Annotated in this window: 15 protein-coding genes; 5 read left to right on the plus strand and 10 right to left on the minus strand. The window is 65.4% G+C overall.

Features of this window, described 5'->3' with window-relative positions; translation table 11 throughout:
• Positions 1–496: 496 nt before the first annotated feature.
• Complete coding sequence (locus tag LBC97_11150) at positions 497–766, minus strand: hypothetical protein (protein ID MDR2566586.1); 270 nt, start codon at positions 764–766, stop codon at positions 497–499.
• 54 nt (positions 767–820) lie between these two features.
• Between LBC97_11150 and LBC97_11155 the strand changes: the two genes are divergently transcribed.
• Positions 821–1,192: a hypothetical protein gene (locus LBC97_11155; protein MDR2566587.1), complete on the plus strand. Its 372-nt coding sequence runs from the start codon at positions 821–823 to the stop codon at positions 1,190–1,192.
• A gap of 113 nt (positions 1,193–1,305) precedes the next feature.
• Here LBC97_11155 and LBC97_11160 read toward each other — a convergent pair whose 3' ends face one another.
• From LBC97_11160 to LBC97_11185, 6 genes are all read right to left on the minus strand, one after another.
• Positions 1,306–2,313, minus strand: coding sequence for a LacI family transcriptional regulator (locus LBC97_11160; GenBank protein ID MDR2566588.1), 1,008 nt, complete (start codon positions 2,311–2,313; stop codon positions 1,306–1,308).
• Positions 2,314–2,401: 88 nt separating this feature from the next.
• Positions 2,402–4,474 (minus strand): glycoside hydrolase family 127 protein, encoded by a 2,073-nt coding sequence (locus LBC97_11165; GenBank protein ID MDR2566589.1) that lies wholly within the window; start codon positions 4,472–4,474, stop codon positions 2,402–2,404.
• 31 nt (positions 4,475–4,505) lie between these two features.
• Positions 4,506–5,411, minus strand: coding sequence for a carbohydrate ABC transporter permease (locus tag LBC97_11170; GenBank protein ID MDR2566590.1), 906 nt, complete (start codon positions 5,409–5,411; stop codon positions 4,506–4,508).
• A 9-nt stretch (positions 5,412–5,420) separates the two neighbouring features.
• Entirely contained in the window at positions 5,421–6,311 is an 891-nt protein-coding gene (locus tag LBC97_11175; GenBank protein MDR2566591.1) for a sugar ABC transporter permease, read from the minus strand.
• A gap of 75 nt (positions 6,312–6,386) precedes the next feature.
• On the minus strand, positions 6,387–7,655 hold the full coding sequence (locus LBC97_11180) for a sugar ABC transporter substrate-binding protein (protein ID MDR2566592.1): 1,269 nt from the start codon (positions 7,653–7,655) through the stop codon (positions 6,387–6,389).
• 331 nt (positions 7,656–7,986) lie between these two features.
• Positions 7,987–10,047: an alpha-galactosidase gene (locus LBC97_11185; protein ID MDR2566593.1), complete on the minus strand. Its 2,061-nt coding sequence runs from the start codon at positions 10,045–10,047 to the stop codon at positions 7,987–7,989.
• A gap of 538 nt (positions 10,048–10,585) precedes the next feature.
• On the opposite strand from LBC97_11185, the gene LBC97_11190 reads away from it, so the two are divergent.
• The 3 genes from LBC97_11190 to LBC97_11200 all read left to right on the plus strand — a co-directional run bounded on the left by LBC97_11190 (position 10,586) and on the right by LBC97_11200 (position 16,967).
• Positions 10,586–15,070 (plus strand): discoidin domain-containing protein, encoded by a 4,485-nt coding sequence (locus LBC97_11190; protein ID MDR2566594.1) that lies wholly within the window; start codon positions 10,586–10,588, stop codon positions 15,068–15,070.
• 85 nt (positions 15,071–15,155) lie between these two features.
• Positions 15,156–15,782: a hypothetical protein gene (locus LBC97_11195; GenBank protein MDR2566595.1), complete on the plus strand. Its 627-nt coding sequence runs from the start codon at positions 15,156–15,158 to the stop codon at positions 15,780–15,782.
• 45 nt (positions 15,783–15,827) lie between these two features.
• Positions 15,828–16,967 (plus strand): DUF916 domain-containing protein, encoded by a 1,140-nt coding sequence (locus LBC97_11200; GenBank protein ID MDR2566596.1) that lies wholly within the window; start codon positions 15,828–15,830, stop codon positions 16,965–16,967.
• Positions 16,968–17,424: 457 nt separating this feature from the next.
• Here LBC97_11200 and LBC97_11205 read toward each other — a convergent pair whose 3' ends face one another.
• The 3 genes from LBC97_11205 to LBC97_11215 form a co-directional block, all read right to left on the minus strand.
• The gene (locus LBC97_11205) at positions 17,425–20,316 is read right to left on the minus strand and encodes an FtsX-like permease family protein (GenBank protein MDR2566597.1); all 2,892 of its coding nucleotides are present in this window, start codon (positions 20,314–20,316) and stop codon (positions 17,425–17,427) included.
• A gap of 10 nt (positions 20,317–20,326) precedes the next feature.
• Positions 20,327–21,070, minus strand: coding sequence for an ABC transporter ATP-binding protein (locus LBC97_11210; protein MDR2566598.1), 744 nt, complete (start codon positions 21,068–21,070; stop codon positions 20,327–20,329).
• A gap of 111 nt (positions 21,071–21,181) precedes the next feature.
• Positions 21,182–22,153 (minus strand): NAD(P)-dependent alcohol dehydrogenase, encoded by a 972-nt coding sequence (locus LBC97_11215; GenBank protein ID MDR2566599.1) that lies wholly within the window; start codon positions 22,151–22,153, stop codon positions 21,182–21,184.
• 65 nt (positions 22,154–22,218) lie between these two features.
• Here LBC97_11215 and LBC97_11220 point away from each other — a divergent pair.
• Positions 22,219–22,595 (plus strand): SGNH/GDSL hydrolase family protein (locus LBC97_11220; protein MDR2566600.1); only part of this gene is annotated, 377 nt, incomplete at its 3' end.

The following is a 22,595-nucleotide window of genomic DNA, read 5'->3' on the forward strand; positions in this document are numbered from 1 at the left end:
ACCATCGCCACTCCCCCTCCGTTCGCCACCCATTCTCGCAGACCACGAACCATGCGGTCCGGTCCCGCAGCCAACGCGTTCTCCGGGATAGCCACCGAGCGCCGATCCGGCGGCGGCCATGTGCCTTGCAGATCGACTCACCCGGCTTTCCCAGGCGCCTCCTTCCGCCTCGCCCGCGAACCCTGCGGGCTTGACGACGCAGAACACGCCGCCCCGACCCTCCGGACTCGACCTGGCGGGGCCGGGACCAAACCGGGACCACAACCTCCGCAAGGCACGCAACGCATGGCATGAGAGACGCGCAATAGGCCCCCGTTCTCGCAGAAAAACGGCCAATTTGGACGGCCCAGATACCTGGGGGTCAAGGGGTCGTGGGTTCAAATCCCGCCAGCCCGACAGCTGGCGGGCTTCGCCCGAGAGCTGCTGACCCAGCCGACTGACAAGGGCTCCGACCCGGCGGGGGCTCGGCCGGGGACCAGTTGGTTTTCTGGGGCACTCACGTCCAGACCCCAAGCGGCGCTGCCACCGGGGGATGGACGCCTGGCCTGACGCCCCAGTGGATCGACCGGCCCAACGCAATCTGGTCCCGCGACGCCGCAGACGGTTCCAACCCCGGCGTGGCTCCGCCGCAGACCGGCAAGGCCCGGCACTGCTCCGCCGTCACCTGCGCGCTGAACTCCGACGAAAGCTGGGGGACGCTCACACCGATCAACGGGACCAGCCATACCCGCAACGCCGACATCAACGACTCGGCCCCTACACCCATCCGGGCAGGATTATCGCCTTTCGCCCAGCGGCCACCCGTCAGATGCGCCTTGCCATGCAGAACTGGGGCAGCACCGATGGCAGCGGGGCGGCTGGTATGCGCGAATGGCAAGTCTTCGCCTACGAAGCTCCCGCGCACCAACACCTCGACTTCTGCGTCATCGTTAGCACTCGCGGCGCGGCGGGGAACGTCTTCCTGCCGGTTCAGGGCGGCAACAATGACGAGGTTCCGGCCGATGTCGCCATCCGCACCGTTTTCGGAACCAAGACCCACGCCGCGGTGACGTCCTCCAAGAAGACCCCGCAGTTGTTCACCACGCGCCTGAAGGTACTGGCGGCCGAGAAATCGGCCATCGCAGGAAACCCCCACGCCGGGAGGTCATTCAGTCAAACCTTCGGCCACCCAACGCTGACCTGCGGCGGTTGAGCGACGCTGGTACGCAAACAGACGCCGGCTCGCCCGCTTTCCGAGATCCAGGCAGAGCCCGGACCGTTGACCGTGACCGGGTAGGGGCCATGCGAAGCTCCGTGGGCCGTTGCTCAGAGGACCGCGGTCGATTCCCGGGGCACCAAGCGCACCGGCAGCACGCGGATGCCGGGCTCACCTGGCTGCCCCTGCATCCGCCGTTTGAGCTCCAAGCCCGCTTGCCGTCCGATGTCCATCAAGTTCATATCGACGGTGGTGAGCGGCGGCCAGGCGTTCATGGCGAGTTCGTCCCAGTTGTCGAAACCGGCGACCGCTACATCTTGCCCGATCTGCTTTCCTGACCCGCGCAGAATGTCCATGACCCCACGCGCGACCCTATCGGCCCCCACAACGACGGCGTCCACCTCCGCACCCGATTCGAGAAGCGCCCGCATGCCCCTGCGGCCCCAGCCCTCGCTCCAGTCCCCGTAGAGGGGCTCACCGCTCACAAGCGGCATGTCTCCGAGAGCCTGAGCGAGGCCGGCCGCGCGGTCTCGCGCCGCGTCGAAGCCCGAATCCCCGTTTATGAAGGCGATGCGTCGGCATCCCCTGGCGAGCAGGTGCTCCCCAACCACTCGTCCGGCCTGGACGTTGTCGGGCACGAAGGAGGCGTCGTCTGCGCCAGAGGAAGGACCGTAGGTGTAGACGACAGGCACCGGCGCGTCCGCCAAAGAGGGGACGCGGTTGGTCGAGTCGGCGACTACCACCACGCCATCGGCGCCGCGGGCAACCAATGACTCCATGCGAATCCGTACACCGCTGGTCGCGTTCGCCGGGGGGCAGATGAAGATGTCGGCCATGTCTGTTGGCAACACCTCTTCGAGCCCTTCGACGATGGGAGTGACCCAGTGGCTGTCCAGCATCGCGACGATCACCCCAACCATGAACGAGCCCTGGCGGGGCCGCCCCGGCACCGAAGCTTCGTACGACAGGGAGGCGGCGGCTTTGCGCACCCTGTCGCGGGTCGCCTCGCTGACGCCTGACCGGTCGTTCAGGGCCTTGGAGGCGGTCGCCACCGACACTCGCGCCAGGGCGGCCACGTCGGCCAACTTCACCGGCTCCGTCAAGGCTGGTGTCCTCACATCTCCTCCAGTCCTCCTGGGAGCCGCCGCTACGCCGTCTCCGCTGTGGCGGTGCCACAACGGGTGGCACGGCACCATTGGACGGCCACTAAGCGCCAATCCTATCGCGTGCGGCATGAGCCAAGACTTCTGGCGATTGGGTGTCGGCACATCCCGTCACCGGGAGCCAGACGGCCATCTGGCCGAGGCCGCGGTTTCCCCAGGCGAAATAGGGGATCGCTTTCAGGGATACCCGGTCGCGATATGGGCAGACAGAGGAATACAACTGGTTCTGTTCAGCCAATGCGACGCCCTCGGCACGAATCCCCACCATCCCCAGGGCGGCGTTCTGCTCCACAACGAGCGGTGTTCCGCCGACGAGTGAAAGCCGGCGGATCTCAGCAGGGTTGTCGCATTCCTCGAAGGCGTACACGAGCGGCCCCCTTTGAACGGCCACACGTCCCAGTGTGGCGTCGACACGCGGGTTCGGGTAGACAAGTTGCGCCGCCATCCCCAGGTCGAGGACAACGGTGGTCTCGCCCTCCCATTCGCGGTCTACCACCAGGTATCCGTCCACCGGCTCGGCTTCACAGGGCACGCCGTCGACAGTGAGCCGAGCCTCCTGCGCCCACGCCGGAAGGCGCAGGCGCAGAGACAGCCGCCCAGAGTCGTGGGGCCTGACGCTCACGGCGATTTTCCCGTCCCACGGGTACTCGGTCCTCTGGGTGACCGTGAAGCGGTTCCCGGCAACGGTGACGGCGGCGGAACTCGAGGCGTAAAGGTTGACGTAGATCCCCTCTTCATCACGCACGTACAGGTAGTCGCTCAAAGACGTCATCAGCCGGGCGTAGTTGGGTGGACAGCATGCTACCTCGAACCATCCCTCACGCGCCTTGTCCCCGTCGCTCGCGAGCGGGTTGCGGTAGAAGAAGCGGGTGCCGTCGAGAGAGACCCCGCCGATCACGCCGTTGTAGAGCGACCTCTCTAAGGTGTCGATGTAGCGCCCCTCGCCGGTCAGGAGCATCATCCGATGCGCCCAGAAGACCAGCCCGATGGAGGCGCAGGTCTCCGCGTAGGAGCCGTGGTCGGGCAAATCGTAGGCCGGCCCGAACCCCTCTATGGATCCGTCGGAGCCCAAGGCGCCGGTTATGTAGAGCTTGTGGGCCTCGAGGTCCTCCCACAAGGCTTCGCACGCCTCGCGCAGGCTGTCATCGCCAAGCTCCAACGCCAGGTCGGCCATCGCGCAGTACAGGTACATCGCACGCACCGAATGGCCGACCACCTCGCGCTGCTCGCGCACCGGTCGGTGAGTTTGGTTGTACTCTCGGTACCGCTCCCGGTTCCGGGGCCGGTCAGGGAGCCACTGGTCCGCCCATCCCTCGTCGCCTCGGCGTTCACGCTCCATGTCGAAGTAGTTGGGCTGCTTGCCACGGTTGTCGACCAGGCGGGCGCTCAGGTCCAGGTATTTGCGGTTTCCAGTGGCGGCAGCGAGCTTAACGAGGGCCAATTCGATCTCGGGATGGCCGGGCATGCCGCCCTCGATGCGTCCGCCCGGGAGCGTCTCGCGGTCGATGAGGTCCGCCAGCTTGGTGACTACGTCGAGCAGGGACGTCTTCCCCGTAGCCCGGTGGTGGGCCACCCCGGCCTCGATGAGGTGTCCTGCACAGTACAGTTCGTGCGCATCTTGGAGGTCGGTGAACTGGCGGTCGGGTCTTACACACATGAAATAGGAGTCGAGGTAGCCGTCCGGCTGCTGCGCGCCGGCCAGCAGGTTGATGGCCTCGTCGACGGCCGCGTCCAGCTCCGGATCAGGGTCCGTGGCGAGCCAATAGCTGGCCGCCTCGATCCACTTGGCCACATCCGAATCCCAGAAGGGGTGCGGCTCATTCGGGTCGCCAGGCCTCCACGCCAGCCTCAGCGCGTTGAACTGCCCCCCAGTGCGAAGACGCTCCAGTTGGTAAGGTAACGTGCTCCTCCGCACTGTCTCGCGCCGAGGCGTCCAAAAGACATCTTCGATCACGACATCGGTCAGGGGAAGCGAGGCTCGGCGAGCGGACGCCGGAACATCAGCCAGGCCCCAGGCGGAAGAGGTGGGCGCGCCAGACCTCTCTGTCACGCGGCGCGCCACCGGGGGCGGCGATCCGCCTTGGGCGGCTCCATCAAAACGGATATCAAGGCGCATGTTTAGAATTCCCAATCCCTGTCGGTTCGTGTCACTTGCTGCCGGTGGTCTTGATGCCCCCGGATATATACCGGCTGGCGATCGCGTAGGTGATCATGGGCGGGACGGCCATCAGCATGGCGAAGGCCATCTGCTCGTGCCATTCGTGGATGCCCATACCCCCAACTCGGATGAACGCGGTCGTGGCACCGAGGGCGAGTGGTTTTAGCGCGTCCGAGTTGATGTAGATGACCGGTAGGAACAGCTCGTTCCACCAGCTGATGGCGGAGAGCACGCCGACGGTGATGAATATCGGCTTCGCGAGCGGAACGATGATGCGGAAAAACACTCCGAATCTGGTGCAGCCGTCCAGCCTTGCCGCCTCGTCGACGCTGACCGGAATCGTCATGAAGAACTGGCGGAACAAGAAGACGTTGTAAGGGGCCGCGAACAAGGACGGGATGATCATCGGGAGCAGCGAGTCCAGCCAGCCGAATTCGCGAAACAGGAGGAACTGCGGGAGCACGACCGTCACGGAGGGCACCATCATGGTGGCCAGGATCAGGGCAAAGATGGCGCCCCGGCCCAGGAACCGCATGCGTGCCAGAGGGTAGGCCACCAACGAACTCGAGATCAAGGTGAACGCCGTGTTGGCGAACACCAGGATGGCGCTGTTGCGCAGATAGGTCATCACGTTGGGCTTCTGGAAGATGGCCAGGTAGTTCTGCCACTGTGGGTCTGTTGGAAAGAAGATGGGCGGGCTGGAGCTGATGCCGCTGAGGGTCTTGAGGGAGCTTGCGACGATCCAGTAGATCGGGAAAAGCATCACGAGCGAGACGGCGACCAGGATAACGTATTTGGCGAGCGAACCGCCGTCCATGGCGGAGCGGCCCGTACTCTTCATTCTTGTCTTGCGGCCTGCCTTATTGGCGGGCAGTGAGGCAGTAGTAGAAGTCATGTTGTTTCCTCATCCGTAGCTCACGTGGCGCTGGGACAGCTTGAATTGCAGGGCGGAGATGGCCGCGACGATCACGAACAGAACCATCGCCATGGCCGAGCCCGTCCCGAGGTCGAATTTCTGGAAGACCGTTTTGTAGATGTCCAAGCTCAGGACGCGGGTGACATCCCCGGGGCCCCCCTCGGAGAGCGGGTAGATTATGGTGAAGGCACCGTTGAACGACCCGACCGTCGCTATCACCAGGTTGAACAGTATGAGCGGCGAGATCGAGGGGACTGTGACGTTGAGGAACCGGTGCCAGGCGTTCGCGCCGTCCAGGGCGGCCGCCTCCACCAGTTCTTGCGGCACCTCTTTGATGCCGGTGGTGAAGATCAGCATCATCTGGCCGGTGCCGAAAGAGAACAGGCTCATCAGCCCGACCACCATCCAAATCCCCACCGGGTCGGCCATCCAGTTGGGGCCCTCAATGCCAACCCGTCCTAGCAGGTAGTTGGCCACGCCGAGGTTCGGGTCGAAGATGAGGCTCATCGTGGCTGCCAGGACAACCACCGGGATGACCATAGGCAGGAAGTAGACGAACCGGAAAACGCCGATGAAACGCACCTTCAAGTTCAACAGGACCGCCAGGCCGAGGGAGCCCAGCACGGTGACAAGCACGTTGACGAGCGTGAATATCAGCGTCGCCTGCAAGGTCTTGTAGAAGCCGGACCCCGGCTCGAAGAGGTTCGCGTAGTTCGCTATGCCCACCCATTCCGGCTCGCCAAGCAGGTCCCATTTCATGCAGCTAATGACGAATGACGCCAGGATCGGCATCCCCGAGAAAAGGAGGAACCCGATGAACCAGGGGGAGAGAAAGATGTATGGGGCGGCGCCGTCGACGCCGCGTTTCGTCCGACTCATGGCTGCTTCCCTTCTTTCTAGTGGAGGGCCGTGCCGCCTCGGCTATCGGCGACACGGCCCACCACCGTCACATGCCTAGCTGGCTTGGTTCGCGGCCTGGATTGCCTTGTCAACGTCCTCAATGGTCTTGACCCCGAGGAGATAGGCGTTGATCTCGTTGGCGAGGTCGTTCGTCGCCGTCGCGGAGGCAAGCGTGTAGCCGAACTGGCCGGAGCCGTCCGTGGCCGGGTCGGTGATGGCGCCCCAGTTGCTCGGGCTGCCGTTGCCACCGGGGTGCTGCCACTCGGTGGAGTCGGCGAACTTCTTCAGAACGGACGGGTTGGACGTGCCGATAGATGTTAGCTGTTGGCCCTCGTCGCCCATCATGAACTCGATGAACTTCCACGCGGCGTCCTTCACCTGGCTCGTCTTCGAGATGGTGTAGAAGCCGGTGTGCAGGCTGGTGTAGTCCACCAGATCGGCCGGCATTGGGACCATGTCCCAGTTCGCCTCGGTCTCTCGGTACGTAAGGACGCCCCAGCTGCCGTTCAGCGTCATCGCGGCCTTCCCGGCGGAGAACAGGTCGGTCACATCGGTGCCGGAAGCGGAGGGGGCCGCCATCGACTGGTCGACGTTGGTCAGGGTGTTGATGAAGTCGACGGCCTTCTTCATGCCATCGCCGAGGACCAACTTGCCATCGCCGTCGATGACCCCGTCGCCAGCCTGGCCGGCGAGTGAGTACCACATGCCCGCGAAGGAGAAGGCGTCGGCGCCGAATTGCTTGCCGTTGCCCTCGCCGCTGGTGAGCTTCTTGGCGGCGGCCCGGAAGTCTTCCCACTTCCAGTCGGCCGTCGGGTACTCGACCTTGGCGGCATCGAAGAGGTCCTTGTTATAGAACAGGACCTGGTCGGCGTAGCACCACGGGATGCCGTAGGTGCCGCCCATCTTGGCGGCGAGATCAGCAACCGCCGGAATGAAGGCGTCGGATGTGAGCGTGCCGCCGGACAGGTAGCTGTCGAGGGGCTCCAGCGAACTGGAGGCGAGTCGGATGGCGTCCGTCTCGTACAGGTGGAGGATGTCGGGGGCGGTGTTGCCCGCGATCATCGTGGTGACCTTCTCCGAGTAGGTGTCGCTGTCATAACTGGTCACCTGGAGGTCGATGTCGGTGTTGGCCTTCTCGAAGGCGTCCACCATCTCAGGTGTGATGTTGTCATTCCACGTGGCCATTGTCACAACGGTCTTCCCGCCGCCGTCCGATGGGGTGTTGGTGCCGGTGTCGGAAGTGCATCCGGCCAACAGAGCGGTGGCGAGGCAAGTCGCCGCCGCCAAAGTGATGATGGGTTTGCTTCTCGTAGTGGTTGGCATCTTGTTCTTCCAATCGTCCTTGAGTGTCAGAAACCTGCGAAACACAGTTTCTGTTGGGAATCGTATCCCAAGCGTCCGCGCAGCGCAAGTGTTTTCCGCGCCCTGCCCGATATGCCTCCGATAAGGAGGTTAGCTTGCGCCAGCCCCGAGTCGGGGAGCGCCGAAATGGCGAAACACGGTTTCGTCGGGCGCAACTCATGGGCCTCAGCAGTGCTGCGCAGGCACTGGTGCTTCCGGGTGCCATGACAGGGCCTTGCGCGGTGGTCGGCTCTGCCGTGGCGTGCGCAAGAATCTCCGAGGTGGGATGCGTCTGAACGCCCGCCACGAGCACTCAGGCCAGGCGCAGGATTCGAGCAGACTCGCCGGTGCCGGCCAAGTCCAGGCGCAGGCTGGATCCGTCCCACAGTGCGGGCCAGGCGGGCAGCGAGGCGGGGAACAACTGCCGACAGCTGCGACCCGGGGAAGCCGACAGGTCCAGGCTGACTTCACCGTCACCGGCGCGGTTCCACACGAACAGGAGTGTCTCATCCTCGGTGCTGGTGGCCAGCGCCATGACAGGAGCGTCCCAGGAAGGCAAGCCGAGTGGCCAAGAAGGCAAAGAGGCGGCCTGGTGGGCTATGACGCGGGGATAGAGCCCCGCCGCCTCGCGCACCAGGGCGAACTGCTGGCGGTCCAGCCCGTTCAGGTAGCCAGACAAGTAGAGCCTGCCTGAGAGCCCGGTGACGAGGTTGAACGCCACCTGCTCCAATGTCATCAATGAGTGGGGGTACGCCCAGTTCCCGGCCTGCTCGGGCCGCATTATCATCGGTGCGGCGGCGGCGATGGCGGGGTAGAGACGGTAGTCCTGCTGGTCGGAGGTCGACTGCAAGTCGAACAGTGACAACCAGGCCTGGTCGGTGCGCTGGGCGCCGGAGGAACAGGCCTCCAAGATCACCTCAGGGTGCCGCGAGCGCAGACTGGACGTCCAGTCGCGAAGCGCCCGGCAGTGGCCCAGAAGGCCGGCGCCGGGGGAGGCGGCATCCGTGTCGGGGCCGACGCCGGGCGTCACGTTGTAGTCCCACTTGAAATACCGCACCCCGTAGTCGCCTATCAGGCGGTCGAACACCGCGTCAAGGTAGACCCGAGCGGCGTTTGAGCGCAAATCCAGGAAGTACCGCTCCTGTTCGACTATGCGCCGTCCCCCGCGGCGCATGAAGGCGTCCTCGGGCAGTTCGTCCGCGACGGGCGATCTAATCCCGATCACCTCCGGCTCGATCCAGAGGCCGGGTTTCATCCCCGAGCGCCTGATCAAATCGAGCACCCCTTTGAGGCCTTGCGCGCCGAAGCGCTTCTTGGAGGGTTCCCAGGCGCCCACCGACGGCCACCAATCGCCGTCGTCGTCGTACCAGCCGGCGTCGATGCAGAACACTTCGGCGCCCGCCTCGGCAGCGGCGGCGATCAGCGGGCGTAGCTTAGTACTGGTCGGGTCTCCCATCAGCGCGTTCATGTAGTCATTGAAGACCAGCGGGCGCCCGGCGTCGGCCTGGCGCTGGTGGCCCGAGCGGCGCCGGTGCCAGGTGAGCGCTCCGATGGCGGCATCGAATCGCTCGGCGGCGGCGAATGAGACGGGGACGGTGGTGAACGATCCGCCGGGAGGCAATTCCTCCAGCCAGGAGTGGTACAGGTCGTCCGGGCCAGTGAGCACCAGATCCACATCGGAGTCTGCTCGGGTGTTCAGCTCCCAGCGCCAAGGTCCGTTGTTCTCCACCTCCCAGGCGATGGCTCGCCCGGTGTCGCGGCCCTGAAGCAGGCCCATGGGCAGATGCTCGGCCGCAGACCAGGTGGAGTTGCCGGCAAGAGCCCAGGAATTGCGGCCAGACTGCCCGTGGGCCTCGGGGTTCACATCGGCCAGCCCGCCGGGGCCGTAGAGCGGGATCGAGGCCCACCGGCTTTCGGAGCACCACTCATTGCGGGCGGTGAATAGATTTGCGCCGCCAGGCCCGATGTAGCTCAGCAAGCTCGAGAGCACGGCGGAAGAGACCGCCTGCAACATCAGCGCGCCCCCGCCCTGGTTCTCCAACTGGGTGCTGGCCCGGTACGCCCCGGTACCGGTGTCCTCAATCCGCGTGGTCAGGCGCAGGGACAGCTCCGGGTCGGATTGGACCACTTCCAGGCAGGCGACTCCCCCAAGCTGGAATTCCCGGTGGCTGACGTGGCGCAACCGATCAGCCACCGCCGTCCGATAGGTGCGAGCGCCGGCGAGGCTCCGGCCTTGTCCCAGGACAAGCACCTCGGCCAGGGGTGAGCCCATCACGGCGCCCGGGCGGCCGCCCGCGAACGCTGATGACACCGCCCGGGACTCAGACCAGGTGAACCGTAGCGGTGTCTGCGTTCCCCACTCGATCATTTCCATGTCAATCCTTCTTCCGCGTACTGGCACCATCGCGGTGCGCTCTTGATGATGTGTGTCAAACCTTCCGCGACAGGCGGCGCGGACACCCGCGGTGCCCGACCGGGATTGGGGCGGCCCTCCATGCTGTGGGCCCTGATGTCTTGGAGCTGTGTTGGCTCACGCCTGATGCCCTTCCTCGCGCAGGCTGACCGTCGGCGCCGATGGCCGCGTCCTCATCGCAGTCGGCCCCATATAGCGAAACTAGCTTTCGTCCCGCAGTAGGCCCGTAGTCCCTAGTGCATTGACACTATTGACATCTATGATAGCGTCAGGCGAAAGTGATTGATGCAGTTTCGCACATCATCAAAGGCTAGACAGGGACTACGGAGTCTACATGCACGGCGACCGACGCGGCTGGCGGATACTTCCGGCAGCCGCGGCTCGCCCACTTCTCGCTGAGCGCCCCTCACGGGATGTTCGCCCAGCAGTCACGACGCGTCGAACATGACCACCATCACCGCGTCGAGCTAACGCGACGCAGAAGACTTGAAAGGAAACAATGATGTTTGAGATCTGGAAACCCGCGAACGGAAGAAGAAGGGGGCGACCCGCCACGGCCGCCGTCGCCTCAGCGCTCACCCTGGTTCTTGTGGCTCTGGGCACGACACTGGGCGCGACCAGCACGAGTGCGGCGCCAGAAGACGCCGTCAATGCAGCACCGCGCGCGACAGTTTCCTCTTCTGTGCATGGCAAAGGAGCGATCGGCAGCAATTTCAACGCGAACGCGATCCTCGATGGCGTGAAGTACAACTCCGGCGGGGCCGGATCCCCGCAGACCTGGTGCACTTGGTACAACGGAACGGCAGGCGGCCCGGAATGGCTGCAGCTCAGCTGGCCAGACCAGATCGAAGGCGTCGCCGCCGTGGATCTTTGGTTCTGGGGAGACGGTTCTGGCACCGTGATGCCGACCGCTTGGAACCTGCAGTACTCGCTGGACGGTGAGACTTGGAGCGACATCGCGCTCGAGGACGGCGCCGCCTACCCAGTCAACTCGAGCGGCGCGAGCAGCGTCGAATTCGCTGCGCCGGTGACGGTAAAGCACCTGCGGGCGAACATCGACCAGATTGCCGGCAAGTACATAGCCGTGAGCGAGTTCGAGGTGTTCTCCCAGGCCCCGCAACCTGTCAACACGGCGAAGGAGTCATACGCGACATCTTCGGTAGATGACAAGGGCGCAATCGGAGACAACTTCGATGTCAACGGAATCTTCGACGGCCTGAAGAAGAACTCCGGCAGCGGATCCGCAGACACCTGGTGCACGTGGTACAACGGGACTGCCGGCGGGTCGGAGTGGCTGCAGTTGAACTGGTTCATCCCGATGCAGCTATCTGCCGCTGACCTGTGGTTCTGGGGAGACGGCTCGGGCACCATCATGCCTTCGGCGTGGACTCTGCAGTATTCGCTGGACGGCGAGACCTGGACGGAAGCCGAACTCGCGGACGGCTCCTCTTACACTGTGAATTCATCGGGGGCAAGTAGCGTCGAGTTCGCTTCGCCGGTGACGGCGCGATTCCTGAGGGCCCAGATCGAGCAGGTATCCGGAAAGTACATCGCGGTGAGCGAGTTCGAAGCGTTCTCACCGGCAGAGTTCGAGTTTGTCTCGCGCGCCGAGCTGGTCGACCTCTGGCGCGCCGCCCAGCGCAAGGACGCAGCCAACTACACGCCGCAGACCTGGGCTGCTTTCGCGGCGGCGTTGGCCGCTGCGGAGGCCGAATTGTCAAATGAGGCGGCGACATCAGACAGCCTCCAGACGGTCTCGTCTGCGCTGAGCGACGCGATGAACGGCCTCATGTCAGTGCAAGTCCTGGCCGTCGACTTCGGCGACGGCGCGAGCTATGGCGAACTCTACGGCGGCGCCAACGGCACCCTCTACGGGTTCGGCGCCGACGGCGCCCCAACCGACTCACTGGTCAGCGGTGCCGCTGTCGAGAACACGTCACAGAAGCCGGCAGAAGGGCAGCAGCATCCCTCGGGAGACGTAATGGAGATCGAAGACCAATTCGTCGAGTCAGGTGAAGGCAACGATCTGTACATCTATATGCAGGACTTCTACCCGGACTGGGCATACAACGGCGGGAGCCGCCCAGGCGACACACGCACCTACGTCACCGACCCGCTGAACTCGAATTTCGGGACGTACACGCAGGCTGGCAACGGCACATGGGACTACCTTGAGGTCGCGGAGCTGGTCACCCGTTTCGTGCTTGAGAACTCGGACAAGCTCGACCATTATGTGCTTGTTCCGTTCAACGAGGCCGACGAGGGCAACTGGGCCGGCGCATACGGTTACCACGAAACACTAAAGAGTCAGTTCCTGACCGACTGGGACGCGGTCTACCGCAAAATCCATGGTCTATACGACGAGTACGCGGCCGCGGGGAAGATCGACCCGAACGCCGAACCCCGAATTGGCGGTCCCGGAGACGCCGCATGGCGGCCTACCCGCACGAAGGCTTTCCTGACGCACGCGCTGGCAAACAACACGCTGCCGGACGTGGTGATCTGGCATGAGCTCTCCGAGGAGAACGTTAACTCCTACAAGAGTCACTATGCCAGCTACCGCCAGATCGAAACGACTCTGGGAATCGATCCGCTGCCGGTTAACATCAGCGAGTGGGGCGAACTGCGGGACATGTCAGTCGCCGGTCAGATCATCCAGTGGTTCGCAATCTTTGAAGACACGAAGGTGCAGGCGCAGACAGCGTACTGGAACTATGCCGGCAACATCTCGGACAACCAGTCGCGCGCGAACAATGCCAATGCCGCTTGGTGGATCTTCAAGTGGTACGGCGACTTGCGAGTGACCGACACGGAAAGCGCCATCAACACCTACAAAGCGGTCGCCTATAAAGACAGTGCGGCGCAATCCGCGGGGACGGCAAACACCGATATGGACAAGCTCGCCGCAATCGCCGCCCTCGACACCGCCAATCGAAAAGCGACGATCATCTACGGCGGCGCCACCACCAAGTCGTCGAGCACCATCGAGGACACCGGGCAGAACATCTCCGTGAAAGTCGATATGCGCAACCTTGATCCCGAGGTCTTCGGCGACGAGGTCGACGTCGAAGTCCGCGAAACGCAGTTCGTTGCCGCAGACGGCTTTGCGCAATCACCGCGCCTGGTCAACAGCCAGCGAAACATCGACATCTCTGACGGCACGCTCGAGGTGACCACGCCGAGCGCGGATCGGTACGCGGGCTACCAGCTCGTCGTCACACCCGCCCGCGACATCGACCCGGACGAGAATCCCGACACGTCACGGCTGTTGCTGGAAGAAGAAGCGGAAGACCTCTCGCTGGCTAGCGACAGCGCACTCAACGCGAGCGTAGAGCAGCGCTCACCTACTGGTTCTGGCTGGGGACACCTCATGTTCTCCGGCAACAGCCATGTGGCGAGCTTCGGCCAGGGCGCAACGGCGACGTGGCAGGTCTCCGACCTTGAGGCAGCCGACTACCGTTTGCAGATCATCTCCGCGAATGACGGTTTCCCCGGCGCCATCAAGGTTTGCGTCGATGGCGGCAACTGCAAGACCGTGGAGTATGAGGCAGAAGAAGCGGTACACAGCATGTCGAACATGAACTACCGCGGCGGAATCCAGACCGTCCTGAGCCTTCCGGCAGGAGACCATTCGATCACCATCGTGAATGACGGCCGTGCCGTCGAACTCGACAAAGTCCAGTTGTATCAGATCAGCTCGGACAGCGATGGCGCAGGTCTGGATGCGCGAAAGTACACCGCCACCTCGGATTTCCGCCTGAAGGACGGAGCGCAGCTCTCATACGATGAGGGAACGCGCGGCTGGATAGACCTCAACGGAGGTTCAGCAGCGCTTCACGCCACCGCCTGGGAGTCCGGCTACCAGAACCTCAGGATCACCTACAGCGCCCCGGCGGGGACGTCGTTCGACGTTCTTGTCCACGGCATTGAGACCGCAACGATCACCGCGGCGGACGGCCTCACCGGGTCGGCCACGGTCGTTGTTCCTTTGTCGGAGGGTGTGAACGAGATCGATCTCACCGGTGATCCTGGGGTGCTCATCGAGAGCGTGGTCGCATCGCGCAACGCGGCTAAGGACGAGACTGCCATCTCCTTCGAGGCCGAAGATCTCACGCTCGCGGGAAGCGCGCGGATCATCACCGACGAGCAACTCTCGGCGCCCAACTATGCCGAGAACGGAGGACCCCAAACCTCGACAGCAAGCAACGGAGCGTACGTCACAGGCCTCGGCACGCAATTCGAGACCTATGTGTACCACACGAGCGCTTCCGGCGCCGGCGGTGACAAGACCCGACTCCTGAAGAACTCAACCACCAACGAGCCCGTCGTGAAAACAAACGCACCGAAGGGTCAACTCGTCATCGAGCAGGGACAAGTTCCACCGGGGACCTACAACATCGTGTTCCGCTACTCGAATGACAACATCAACCCGAACAACAACCCCGACATCGCAGCCGCGATGGATCTCGGTCTGCAGCTGCGCCAGGACAACACGGAGATCGCCCGCGCCGGTTTTCGGTGGACCTACACCGACAGCAGCTTCATGAGCCGCTCGGTCACGGCCACGATCGACGGAAGCAGCGACATCGTCCTCGGCAACTGGGATGAGCCCGGGGATCTGAAAGCGGCGGTGTCGTGGGGCGGGGCTCCCAACATTGACTCAATCACGTTCTACCCGATGACCGTCAGGGCGCCGGCCCCGTTGGATTTGGGTGTGACCGTTACGACTCGGTGCACGGCGGGGAATGCTTTCGTGCTGGTTCAGGTCGGCAACAACGACGAGGTTCCGGCCGAAGTCGTCGTCAACACCGACTTCGGCGCCAAGACCTTCCCCGCGGTGGCGCCAACCAAGAAGGCCTTGCAGTCGTTCACCACACGCCTGAAGCAGCTGCCTGCCGGGACGCTGACCGTCGCGGGAAGTGCCCTGAACGGGCGGTCGTTCGCCCAGGCCTTCAGCTACCCAGCACTCGCCTGCGGTAGCTGACCGACGCCGAGCCGCGGGCGGGGAAACGGCCCGGCGAACACCATTGTTCCCGATTTGGATTTCAACGAGAGGAAAGGCAAGAATTATGAGGACAAGACTCGCGGCCAGCCTGGCGCTAGGCGCGCTGGGGGCAGGATTGCTAACCGGCGTCGGCTCGCTCGCTTTCGCCGACGACCTGGTCGAACACGACACGGTTGACGTGTGGTTCGAGGTCCCGGACGAGAAGGCGCTGACCATGACTGTGGCAGCTAACGAAGCGGAACTGACTGAGGGCGCCTCGGCCGACCCGACGCAGCGCGTGTTCACGGGGACGCTGCCAACGGTGACTGTGACGGACACGCGCGACGCCGAGGACATACCGGCGGGAGTGGGCTGGGCTGTCTTGGCGGGAGCCACCGATTTCCAGGGTGACGCCGGCCAAGCGGACATCCCCGCCAACCAACTCGGTTGGACGCCAAGCCTGATCGCAGGCGAGGACCTGGGCCTGGTCAGCGCCGGCGGCGTGGTTGCCTCCAGGCTGGACGACACGGGGTCCGACGGAATCGCTGCCGACGCCTCACCGGAGCTGCTGGCCATGGCGCTCGATTCGGGCGCCGCCGCCGAGGAGCAGAACGGTGTGTGGCAAGCGACCGCCGCCCTCGTCTTGAAGACGGACGCGATCGTCGAACCCGGCAAATACACGTCGGAGTTGACGCTCTCCCTGTTCGAGTGAGCTGAACCGACCCGAACCCGCCAACGAGACAGCCCGGAGACCACGATGACCAGACACAGGATCTCCGTCTCCTCCTCGCTTGGACGGCTGAGGGCTTGCCTGGCCCCGCGAGCGTTGCCGTTGGCTCTCGCGGCCGGGTTGGCTCTGACCGTGCTCGCCTCGGCGGTCCCGGCCCACGCCGGGACCGCCGAGGACGGCGGCGGAGGTTCGGTCACCTGGTCGGTCGCGCCCGCCACCGCCGAGGGGCCCGACGGGCGCCATTGGGTCGAGTTGGCCCTAGCCCCCGGCGACAGCGCGACCGAGCACATGGCAATAACCAATCTCTCCCAAGAGGCAGTCACCTTCGCCCTGGCCTCGGCCGACGGGTATTTCACGGCGACTGGGCGGTTCAACATGCTGAGCAATCCGGCCGAGTCCGTGGACGCGGGGACCTGGATCGAAATCCAGGATGCGGTCACCGTCGAGGCGGACGAAACAGCCGTGGTGCCTTTCACCGTGACCGTGCCTGCCGACGCGCAGCCGGGCGACCACGCCGGCGGCGTCGCCGCCGCGGTCAAATCCTCCGGCGCCGGCTCCGAGGGCGGCGCCGGTCTGGGCGTCACATCGCGCTTCGGCTTCCGGGTTATGACCCGCGTCCTGGGGGAACTCGAACCACTCCTAGAAGTGGCCAATCCCCAAGCCAGCTACACCACCGCCTGGAACCCGGCCCAGCCGGGCCAACTGCGGATCGGATTCGACCTTGTCAACAAGGGCAACAGCCGCTTGACCGTCACTGGACGGGTCGCCGCGGGCGGCGGGACGGCAGCATTCCCCGGGAGGGAGGAACCGGCCATCGAGCTGCTGCCGGGAGACACCCGCCGTGTCGAGGTGCGCGTGGCGGGGGTCTGGCCCCTGTTCCGGGTGACCGCCAAGATCACCGCCGAACCAGTTGTGCTCGCGGTCGACGATGCCCGACCCCCCGAGCTGAAACCAGTCACCGCCACCGTGGGCGCGTTCGCCATGCCGTGGCCACAATGCGCCTGCGCGGCTGGTATTGGGCTGCTCATCGCGGCATGGTTGGTCAGCCGGGGCCGTTCGAGGCGCCGAATCGCGCGGATAGTCGCCCAGGCCAAGGCCGAAGCGCTGGCCGAGGCGGCAGGTCAGCCCAAGGGCGGGCCCGCGCCCCGCCTGGATCCGGCGGACTGACCACGCCGCGCGGCGGCCGCCCGCCGCAGCCCCCGTCATCGCCGTCGCGTTGATCGCCTGCCCCGACCGGCCGGCCCTGTCCGACGACACTGTCACGGTCGGAGTCTCCATCAACCCCAACCGCCCCGCCAACCGGTATCCGGGAGAATTGGCAAGTGTCGTTCCCAGCACTGCTAACCGCTAATGGAGATTGGTTTGCATGGCCAAGAACGCGGAAGAAGCTGCGATTGCCGAGTGCCCACATGACCCGAGAACGTGTGTAGCCGCCGGGACGTCCTCCCGCAAGAGGGGAAACGGGCGCACAACCTGAGAACACAACCCCCCACCCCCGCCATGCGGGTGAAACCCAGGGTCACAGAGCTTCGCCAAGTATTCATCGCCATCCCGACTGTGTGGTTTCCCGGCACCGTTCCCAACCAAAACAGGGACGGGTTCTTTTGGGGTTGGCCGCCGGTGCCTAGCCCTCGGCGGCCAACGCTTGAGCGGGCGGGGTCTTGGCCGCCCGGCGACCGGGCAGGATCGAGGCGACCAGGCCGGTCAGGATCGCCAGGACCAGGACCAGGCCGACCCGGCCCAACGGCACCGTCAGGCTCATGAACTCGGTCGCGGAAAGCAGCAGACCGCAGCCCGCCAAGCCAAAGAAGGTGCCCAGTGCCACACCGGTCAGACCGGCCACCCCGGCGATGATCGCCCCTTCCAACGCCATCATCCGGGTTGTCTGGCGCCTGGTCAGCCCCAATGCTCTGAGCATTGCCGTCTCGCGGGCGCGTTCCAGCACCGACAGCCAGAGCGTGTTGGAGACACCGACCAGGGCGACTATGACGGAAACCGCCAGCAGGGCCAACCCCACTATCAGCATCACGTCGACCGCGTTCTCAATGTTGGCCCGTTCGACGGCCGAGCCTTGGACCAGGAAGACCGAATCATCCGAGCCGGTGTGCTCGGTGACGGCGTCTTGCACATCCGCCACCACGTCTGCCGCATTGGCTTGATCGTCGACCTTGAGCCAAACCTGCGGCACGGATTCCGCGGCCCCCAGTTCGCGCAAGGTGGCGAGATCCACGACCAGCGCCTCGTAAGGCAGGATTGCCTCGTAGTCGGGCCGATCCACCCACTCAAGCTCGGCGGTCTGCCCGCCCGGGCCAATTAGTTCCAAGGTGGTCCCCTCGACGTCCTCCGCGTCGACCTCAAAGGCCGGGTCGGAGCCGTTTTCTTTGAGGGCCGTCTGCTGCTGGATGGTGGCGACAAACCAATCGTCCACCAGCACCTTCCCGGGCTGCAGCAGTCCCGCCATGTCTTTGTCACGAACGACAGACTGGAAGCCGTCGCGGTCAATGCCGAAGGCCGTGTAGTAGTAAGTCTGGCCCGAATTGTCGGCCACGCCAACGGTGCCGGACCGGACTTCGACCACCTGTTCCACGCCGTCAACAGCCCTCAGCTTGGCGATCAGGTCGTTGGACAGGCTTGACTGGCCAAACTGGCCGTCCAGGTCGGGATCCCCGGTTTGCTCGGCGGCCACTGTGGTGACCGAGGCGTCCCCGACTTGGACGTCGATGGGAGCGAAGCGCGACACTTCCTTGCCCAGCGACGCGCCGATCGAGGCGGCCGCCACAATCAGACCGGTCACCAGCGTCACGCCGATCACCAAAGCGCCCGCGGCGGCGGAGGTGCGGCGCGGATTGCGCACCGCGTTGGCGGCCGCGATCCTGGCCGCCCCGCCAAACCGGCTGAAGATGCCAGCCACGAGCGAGACCACCTTGGGCAGCCAGAAGACCGCCCCGACCAGCACGCTCACCACCAAGACACCGCCCCCCAGGACGCCCAGGATCGAGCCCGTTATGAGCACCCGCTCGCTGTCCGCCTGGGCCAGGTCGACCGAGTTGTTCATTGTCAGTCCGGCCGTCAGGCCCGCCAACCCCAACGCGCACATGCCGATTGAAAGGCCCAGGCGGACCTTGCCGGCCCTTGAGGCCAGTTTGGGCGGCGCCAGCGGGTGGAGCGCGGCCAGGGCGGGCACTCGACTGGCCAAGCGGGCCGGAATCGTCGACGCGATCAGCGTCGTGACGCCACCGGCCGCCACGGAGGCGACCACCGCCACCCAGGTGGGCCGGGCCACCCCGGGCAGCGGCAGCGAGGGGTAGAGTCCTCCGGCTATCCAAAGCGCGGCCTGGATCAAGGCCCATCCCAGGATCAAGCCACCCAACGCGCCGCCCAGGCCCATGATGGCGCCCTCGAGCAGAACCGTGCGCCGCACCTGTTTGCGAGTCGCGCCGACGGCGCGCAGCAAGGCCAGCGTCCGGGTGCGGCCGGCAATCAGCACCTGGTAGGTGTTTGAGATGGCCATGCCCGCCACAAACATCCCCAACAGCCCAAAGATCAGCACGACTGCAACCAGGATGGCCGCGCCGTCCATGAACTCGGCCACCATTTGGTTAGTCTCCTGGCGCAGATCCAAGACTCGGACCAGGCAGCCCCAGTCGGACGCCATGTAGCTTTGCGGTTTGCCGAACGGGTCAGACCTGAGCAAGTCTTGGCAGTATTCATCGCTGGTCAAGGACTCGTGTCCCAAGTCCACGAAGGCCTCGCCCAGCCGTGTCCTCATCTCTGAGCCCGGGCCCAGATCCGTCCCGGCCGCCACCGCCACGGCGACGTTTTCGATCCAGAAAAGGCCGGCGTCATCCGGCGCGCCGGCGACCAGTTCCTTGAGCGTGGCCGGAGACGCCTGGACGGCCGGCAGTTGCCAGAGCGTCGGCGTAGAATCGTCGAACAGCCCCGTCACAGTGGCCGAGGCGCTGGCCTGGACCATCTGCCCTTCGTCGAAGACGTCGCCCTCGCCGACGCCCTCGCCGACGCCTTCCTCAATACCAATTGAGGGAGACCAGTACTCGACCGCCAACTCGACGGTGTCGCCAACCGCAACGCCAAGGCGCTCTGCCGCCTTGACGCCCATCGAGACTTCCCGGCCGCCCGCCGGCTCGACGCCATCGGTCACCGGCTGCGGGTTGAGGCGCTGGTCGGAGGCCGCCTCGGTGATTTCCATGTACTCCGCCCGGCCGCCGGATTTGACCTCGACCCAGGCGCTGAGCAAAGTCACCGCCGCTTCAACGCCGTCGACCTGCCTGGCCGCTTCTCTCAGCGAGTCAAAATCCGACGATCCGATCTGAGCCGGATGGACAATCAGGTCGCTGTCCGCGTAGCGGGCGCCAACCATGTTGTACAGGGTGTCCCTCATGGCGCTGGAGCCGATCAGTGCCGCGGCGACGAACCCGGTCGACACGATCACCGCCGTGCTGACCGCCGTGAGGCGCTTGAGCGACGTGCGCATCTGCGTCAACGTGTATCGCAGCATGGCGGATCCTTCAGGCGCCCACGTTGGTCAAGCCGTCAAGGGCGCTTAAGACCGACTCCCTTGTCGGTGCCAGCACTTCGCCGGCCACTTGTCCGTCCGCCAGCAGCACCACCCTCTCGGAGTGGGCGGCAGCGGACGGGTCGTGGGTGACCATGACCACGGTCTGGCCGAGTTCGCGGACGCAGCGGCGCAGGAAGCTGAGCACCTCCAGGCCGGTTCGGGTGTCCAAGTTGCCGGTCGGCTCGTCGGCGAAGATCACGTCCGGACGAGTGATGACCGCCCTGGCCAGCGCCACTCGCTGCTGCTGTCCGCCGGACATCTGAGAGGGGAGGTGCCCCAGCCGGTCACGCAGCGCCAACGTGTCGACCACCGTCTCCCACCAGGAGGGATCGGCCTTGACCCCGGCCAGGTACAGCGGCAGGTTGATGTTCTGCTCGGCGGTGAACATGGGCAGCAGGTTGTAGGCCTGGAAGACAAATCCCACGTGGTCGCGCCGCCACAAGGTCACCTGCTCGTCGCCCAGGCTAGTGATTTCACGGCCTCCCAGGGTGACTGTGCCAGCGGACGGTTCATCGAGCCCCGCCAGCAGGTTGAGCAGGGTCGACTTGCCTGAGCCTGACGGACCCATGATGGATGTGAACATGGTGCTCTGGAAGTCGACCGAGACGGATCTCAGAGCCGTCACCCGGGCCTCGTCCTTGCCGTAGATCTTGGTCAGGTCGCGGGCCATGACGGCCGTCGAGTTTCCGCTCATGGGACCAAACTAGACAATGGCACGGCATCGGCCCTCATCCCTGGCACCGCCCGGCGGGGGCGCCCCCTTCCGCTCTGGGTCCCGAACGTCCGGGCCGACGATGCCGCGCGGTCACCCCACCCGAATCACGACTTTGCCGCCGGCGTGGCCGCGCCCAATATGGGCAAAAGCTTGGGCGGCCTGCTCGAACGGGTACACCCGGTCGATCACCGGCCGGACCGCTCCCGCCTCGACCAAGGCCAACAGGTCGCGCAGCAGGCGGCCGTCTTTGTTGTCGGCGGCCACCAGGGCCACCCGTTTCGGCGCGCGTTTCCGGGCGGCGGCCAACCCCACCGCCGCGGTGTGGCCCACGCCCCCGAATCCGACCGAGGCGATCACCCCGCCCGGTTTCAGCGCGCGTCGAAGTTCCGCCACGCTCCGGTTCGCCGCCACGTCGACGATGCCGTCATACGCCTCACCCGCCGCCGTGAAGTCTTCCTTCGCGTAGTCGACCACCCTGTCGGCGCCAATCCCCCGGACCAGTTCGGCGTGGTTCGCCCCGCACACCCCCGTCACCCGGGCGCCAAGAGCCTTGGCGAGTTGGACCGCGAACGTGCCGACCCCGCCGGCGGCACCGTTCACCAGCACGTCCATGCCGTCCTTGACGCCCACGACCTCCCGCACCGCCGCCAACGCGGTCACGCCCGCCATTGGCAACGCTGCCGCCTGCTCAAACGACAGGTTGGCGGGCTTGACCGCCAGCCCCGCCGCCCTCGCGGCGGCGAACTCGGCCAAACCCCCGGTCCAGGATGCCCCCGACGAACCGAACACCTGATCGCCGACCTTCAGCGACCCCACGTCGGCGCCAACGGCCGCGACGGTTCCCGCCATGTCGGAGCCCAGGACCTGGTTCTTCGGGCGGAACAATCCCTGAAGGAGCCGCACCGCCGCCGGGTCTCCGCGCAGCAGCCGCCAGTCGTACGCGTTCAGCGACGCGGCCTCCACTCGCACCAGGACGCCGTCCGGCCGGGCACGGGGCCTGGCGACCTCGGCCAACCGCAGCTGGTCCGGGCCGCCGTACCTGCTGTACACCTGCGCCTTCATGCCCCTCCTCGCCCGAGTCCCAACCTGAAAGGTAGCACCGCCCAGCCGATTAGTAGAGTGGTCGGGTGTCTGGTTCCTCGTCGCCCCGGCCCGCCGAAGTCCCTTGGAAGCGCTACGTCGCGATCGGCGACTCGTTCAGCGAAGGGCTTTGGGATGGGGACGATGCCGTTGGGCTGCGCGGATGGGCCGACCGGTTGGCCGGCGCGCTCTCGGCGCCCCGGGTCGCAGCAGGCGCCGACCCGCTCGAATACGCCAACCTGGCCATCCGCGGCAGGCTGGCCGGCCCGGTGGTCCGCGAACAGCTGCGCCCCGCCCTGGCCCTGAAACCGGACCTGGTCTCGATCGTGGCGGGCGGAAACGACGCGCTGCGGCTGACAACCGACGTGGACGGCATCGTCGCCCTGCTGGACCGGGCGGTCGCGGCCATCCGCCGCACCGGCGC

The organism is Bifidobacteriaceae bacterium (assembly GCA_031281585.1).
Taxonomy (GTDB): Bacteria; Actinomycetota; Actinomycetes; order Actinomycetales; family WQXJ01; genus JAIRTF01.

Bases quoted from the DNA above. Each gene is read 5' to 3' on its own strand.
- LBC97_11150 (MDR2566586.1), bottom strand. From the start codon at position 766: ATGGGTGTAGGGGCCGAGTCGTTGATGTCGGCGTTGCGGGTATGGCTG.
- LBC97_11155 (MDR2566587.1), top strand. From the start codon at position 821: ATGCAGAACTGGGGCAGCACCGATGGCAGCGGGGCGGCTGGTATGCGC.
- LBC97_11165 (MDR2566589.1), bottom strand. From the start codon at position 4,474: ATGCGCCTTGATATCCGTTTTGATGGAGCCGCCCAAGGCGGATCGCCG.
- LBC97_11170 (MDR2566590.1), bottom strand. From the start codon at position 5,411: ATGACTTCTACTACTGCCTCACTGCCCGCCAATAAGGCAGGCCGCAAG.
- LBC97_11175 (MDR2566591.1), bottom strand. From the start codon at position 6,311: ATGAGTCGGACGAAACGCGGCGTCGACGGCGCCGCCCCATACATCTTT.
- LBC97_11180 (MDR2566592.1), bottom strand. From the start codon at position 7,655: ATGCCAACCACTACGAGAAGCAAACCCATCATCACTTTGGCGGCGGCG.
- LBC97_11185 (MDR2566593.1), bottom strand. From the start codon at position 10,047: ATGGAAATGATCGAGTGGGGAACGCAGACACCGCTACGGTTCACCTGG.
- LBC97_11190 (MDR2566594.1), top strand. From the start codon at position 10,586: ATGATGTTTGAGATCTGGAAACCCGCGAACGGAAGAAGAAGGGGGCGA.
- LBC97_11195 (MDR2566595.1), top strand. From the start codon at position 15,156: ATGAGGACAAGACTCGCGGCCAGCCTGGCGCTAGGCGCGCTGGGGGCA.
- LBC97_11200 (MDR2566596.1), top strand. From the start codon at position 15,828: ATGACCAGACACAGGATCTCCGTCTCCTCCTCGCTTGGACGGCTGAGG.
- LBC97_11205 (MDR2566597.1), bottom strand. From the start codon at position 20,316: ATGCTGCGATACACGTTGACGCAGATGCGCACGTCGCTCAAGCGCCTC.
- LBC97_11210 (MDR2566598.1), bottom strand. From the start codon at position 21,070: ATGAGCGGAAACTCGACGGCCGTCATGGCCCGCGACCTGACCAAGATC.
- LBC97_11215 (MDR2566599.1), bottom strand. From the start codon at position 22,153: ATGAAGGCGCAGGTGTACAGCAGGTACGGCGGCCCGGACCAGCTGCGG.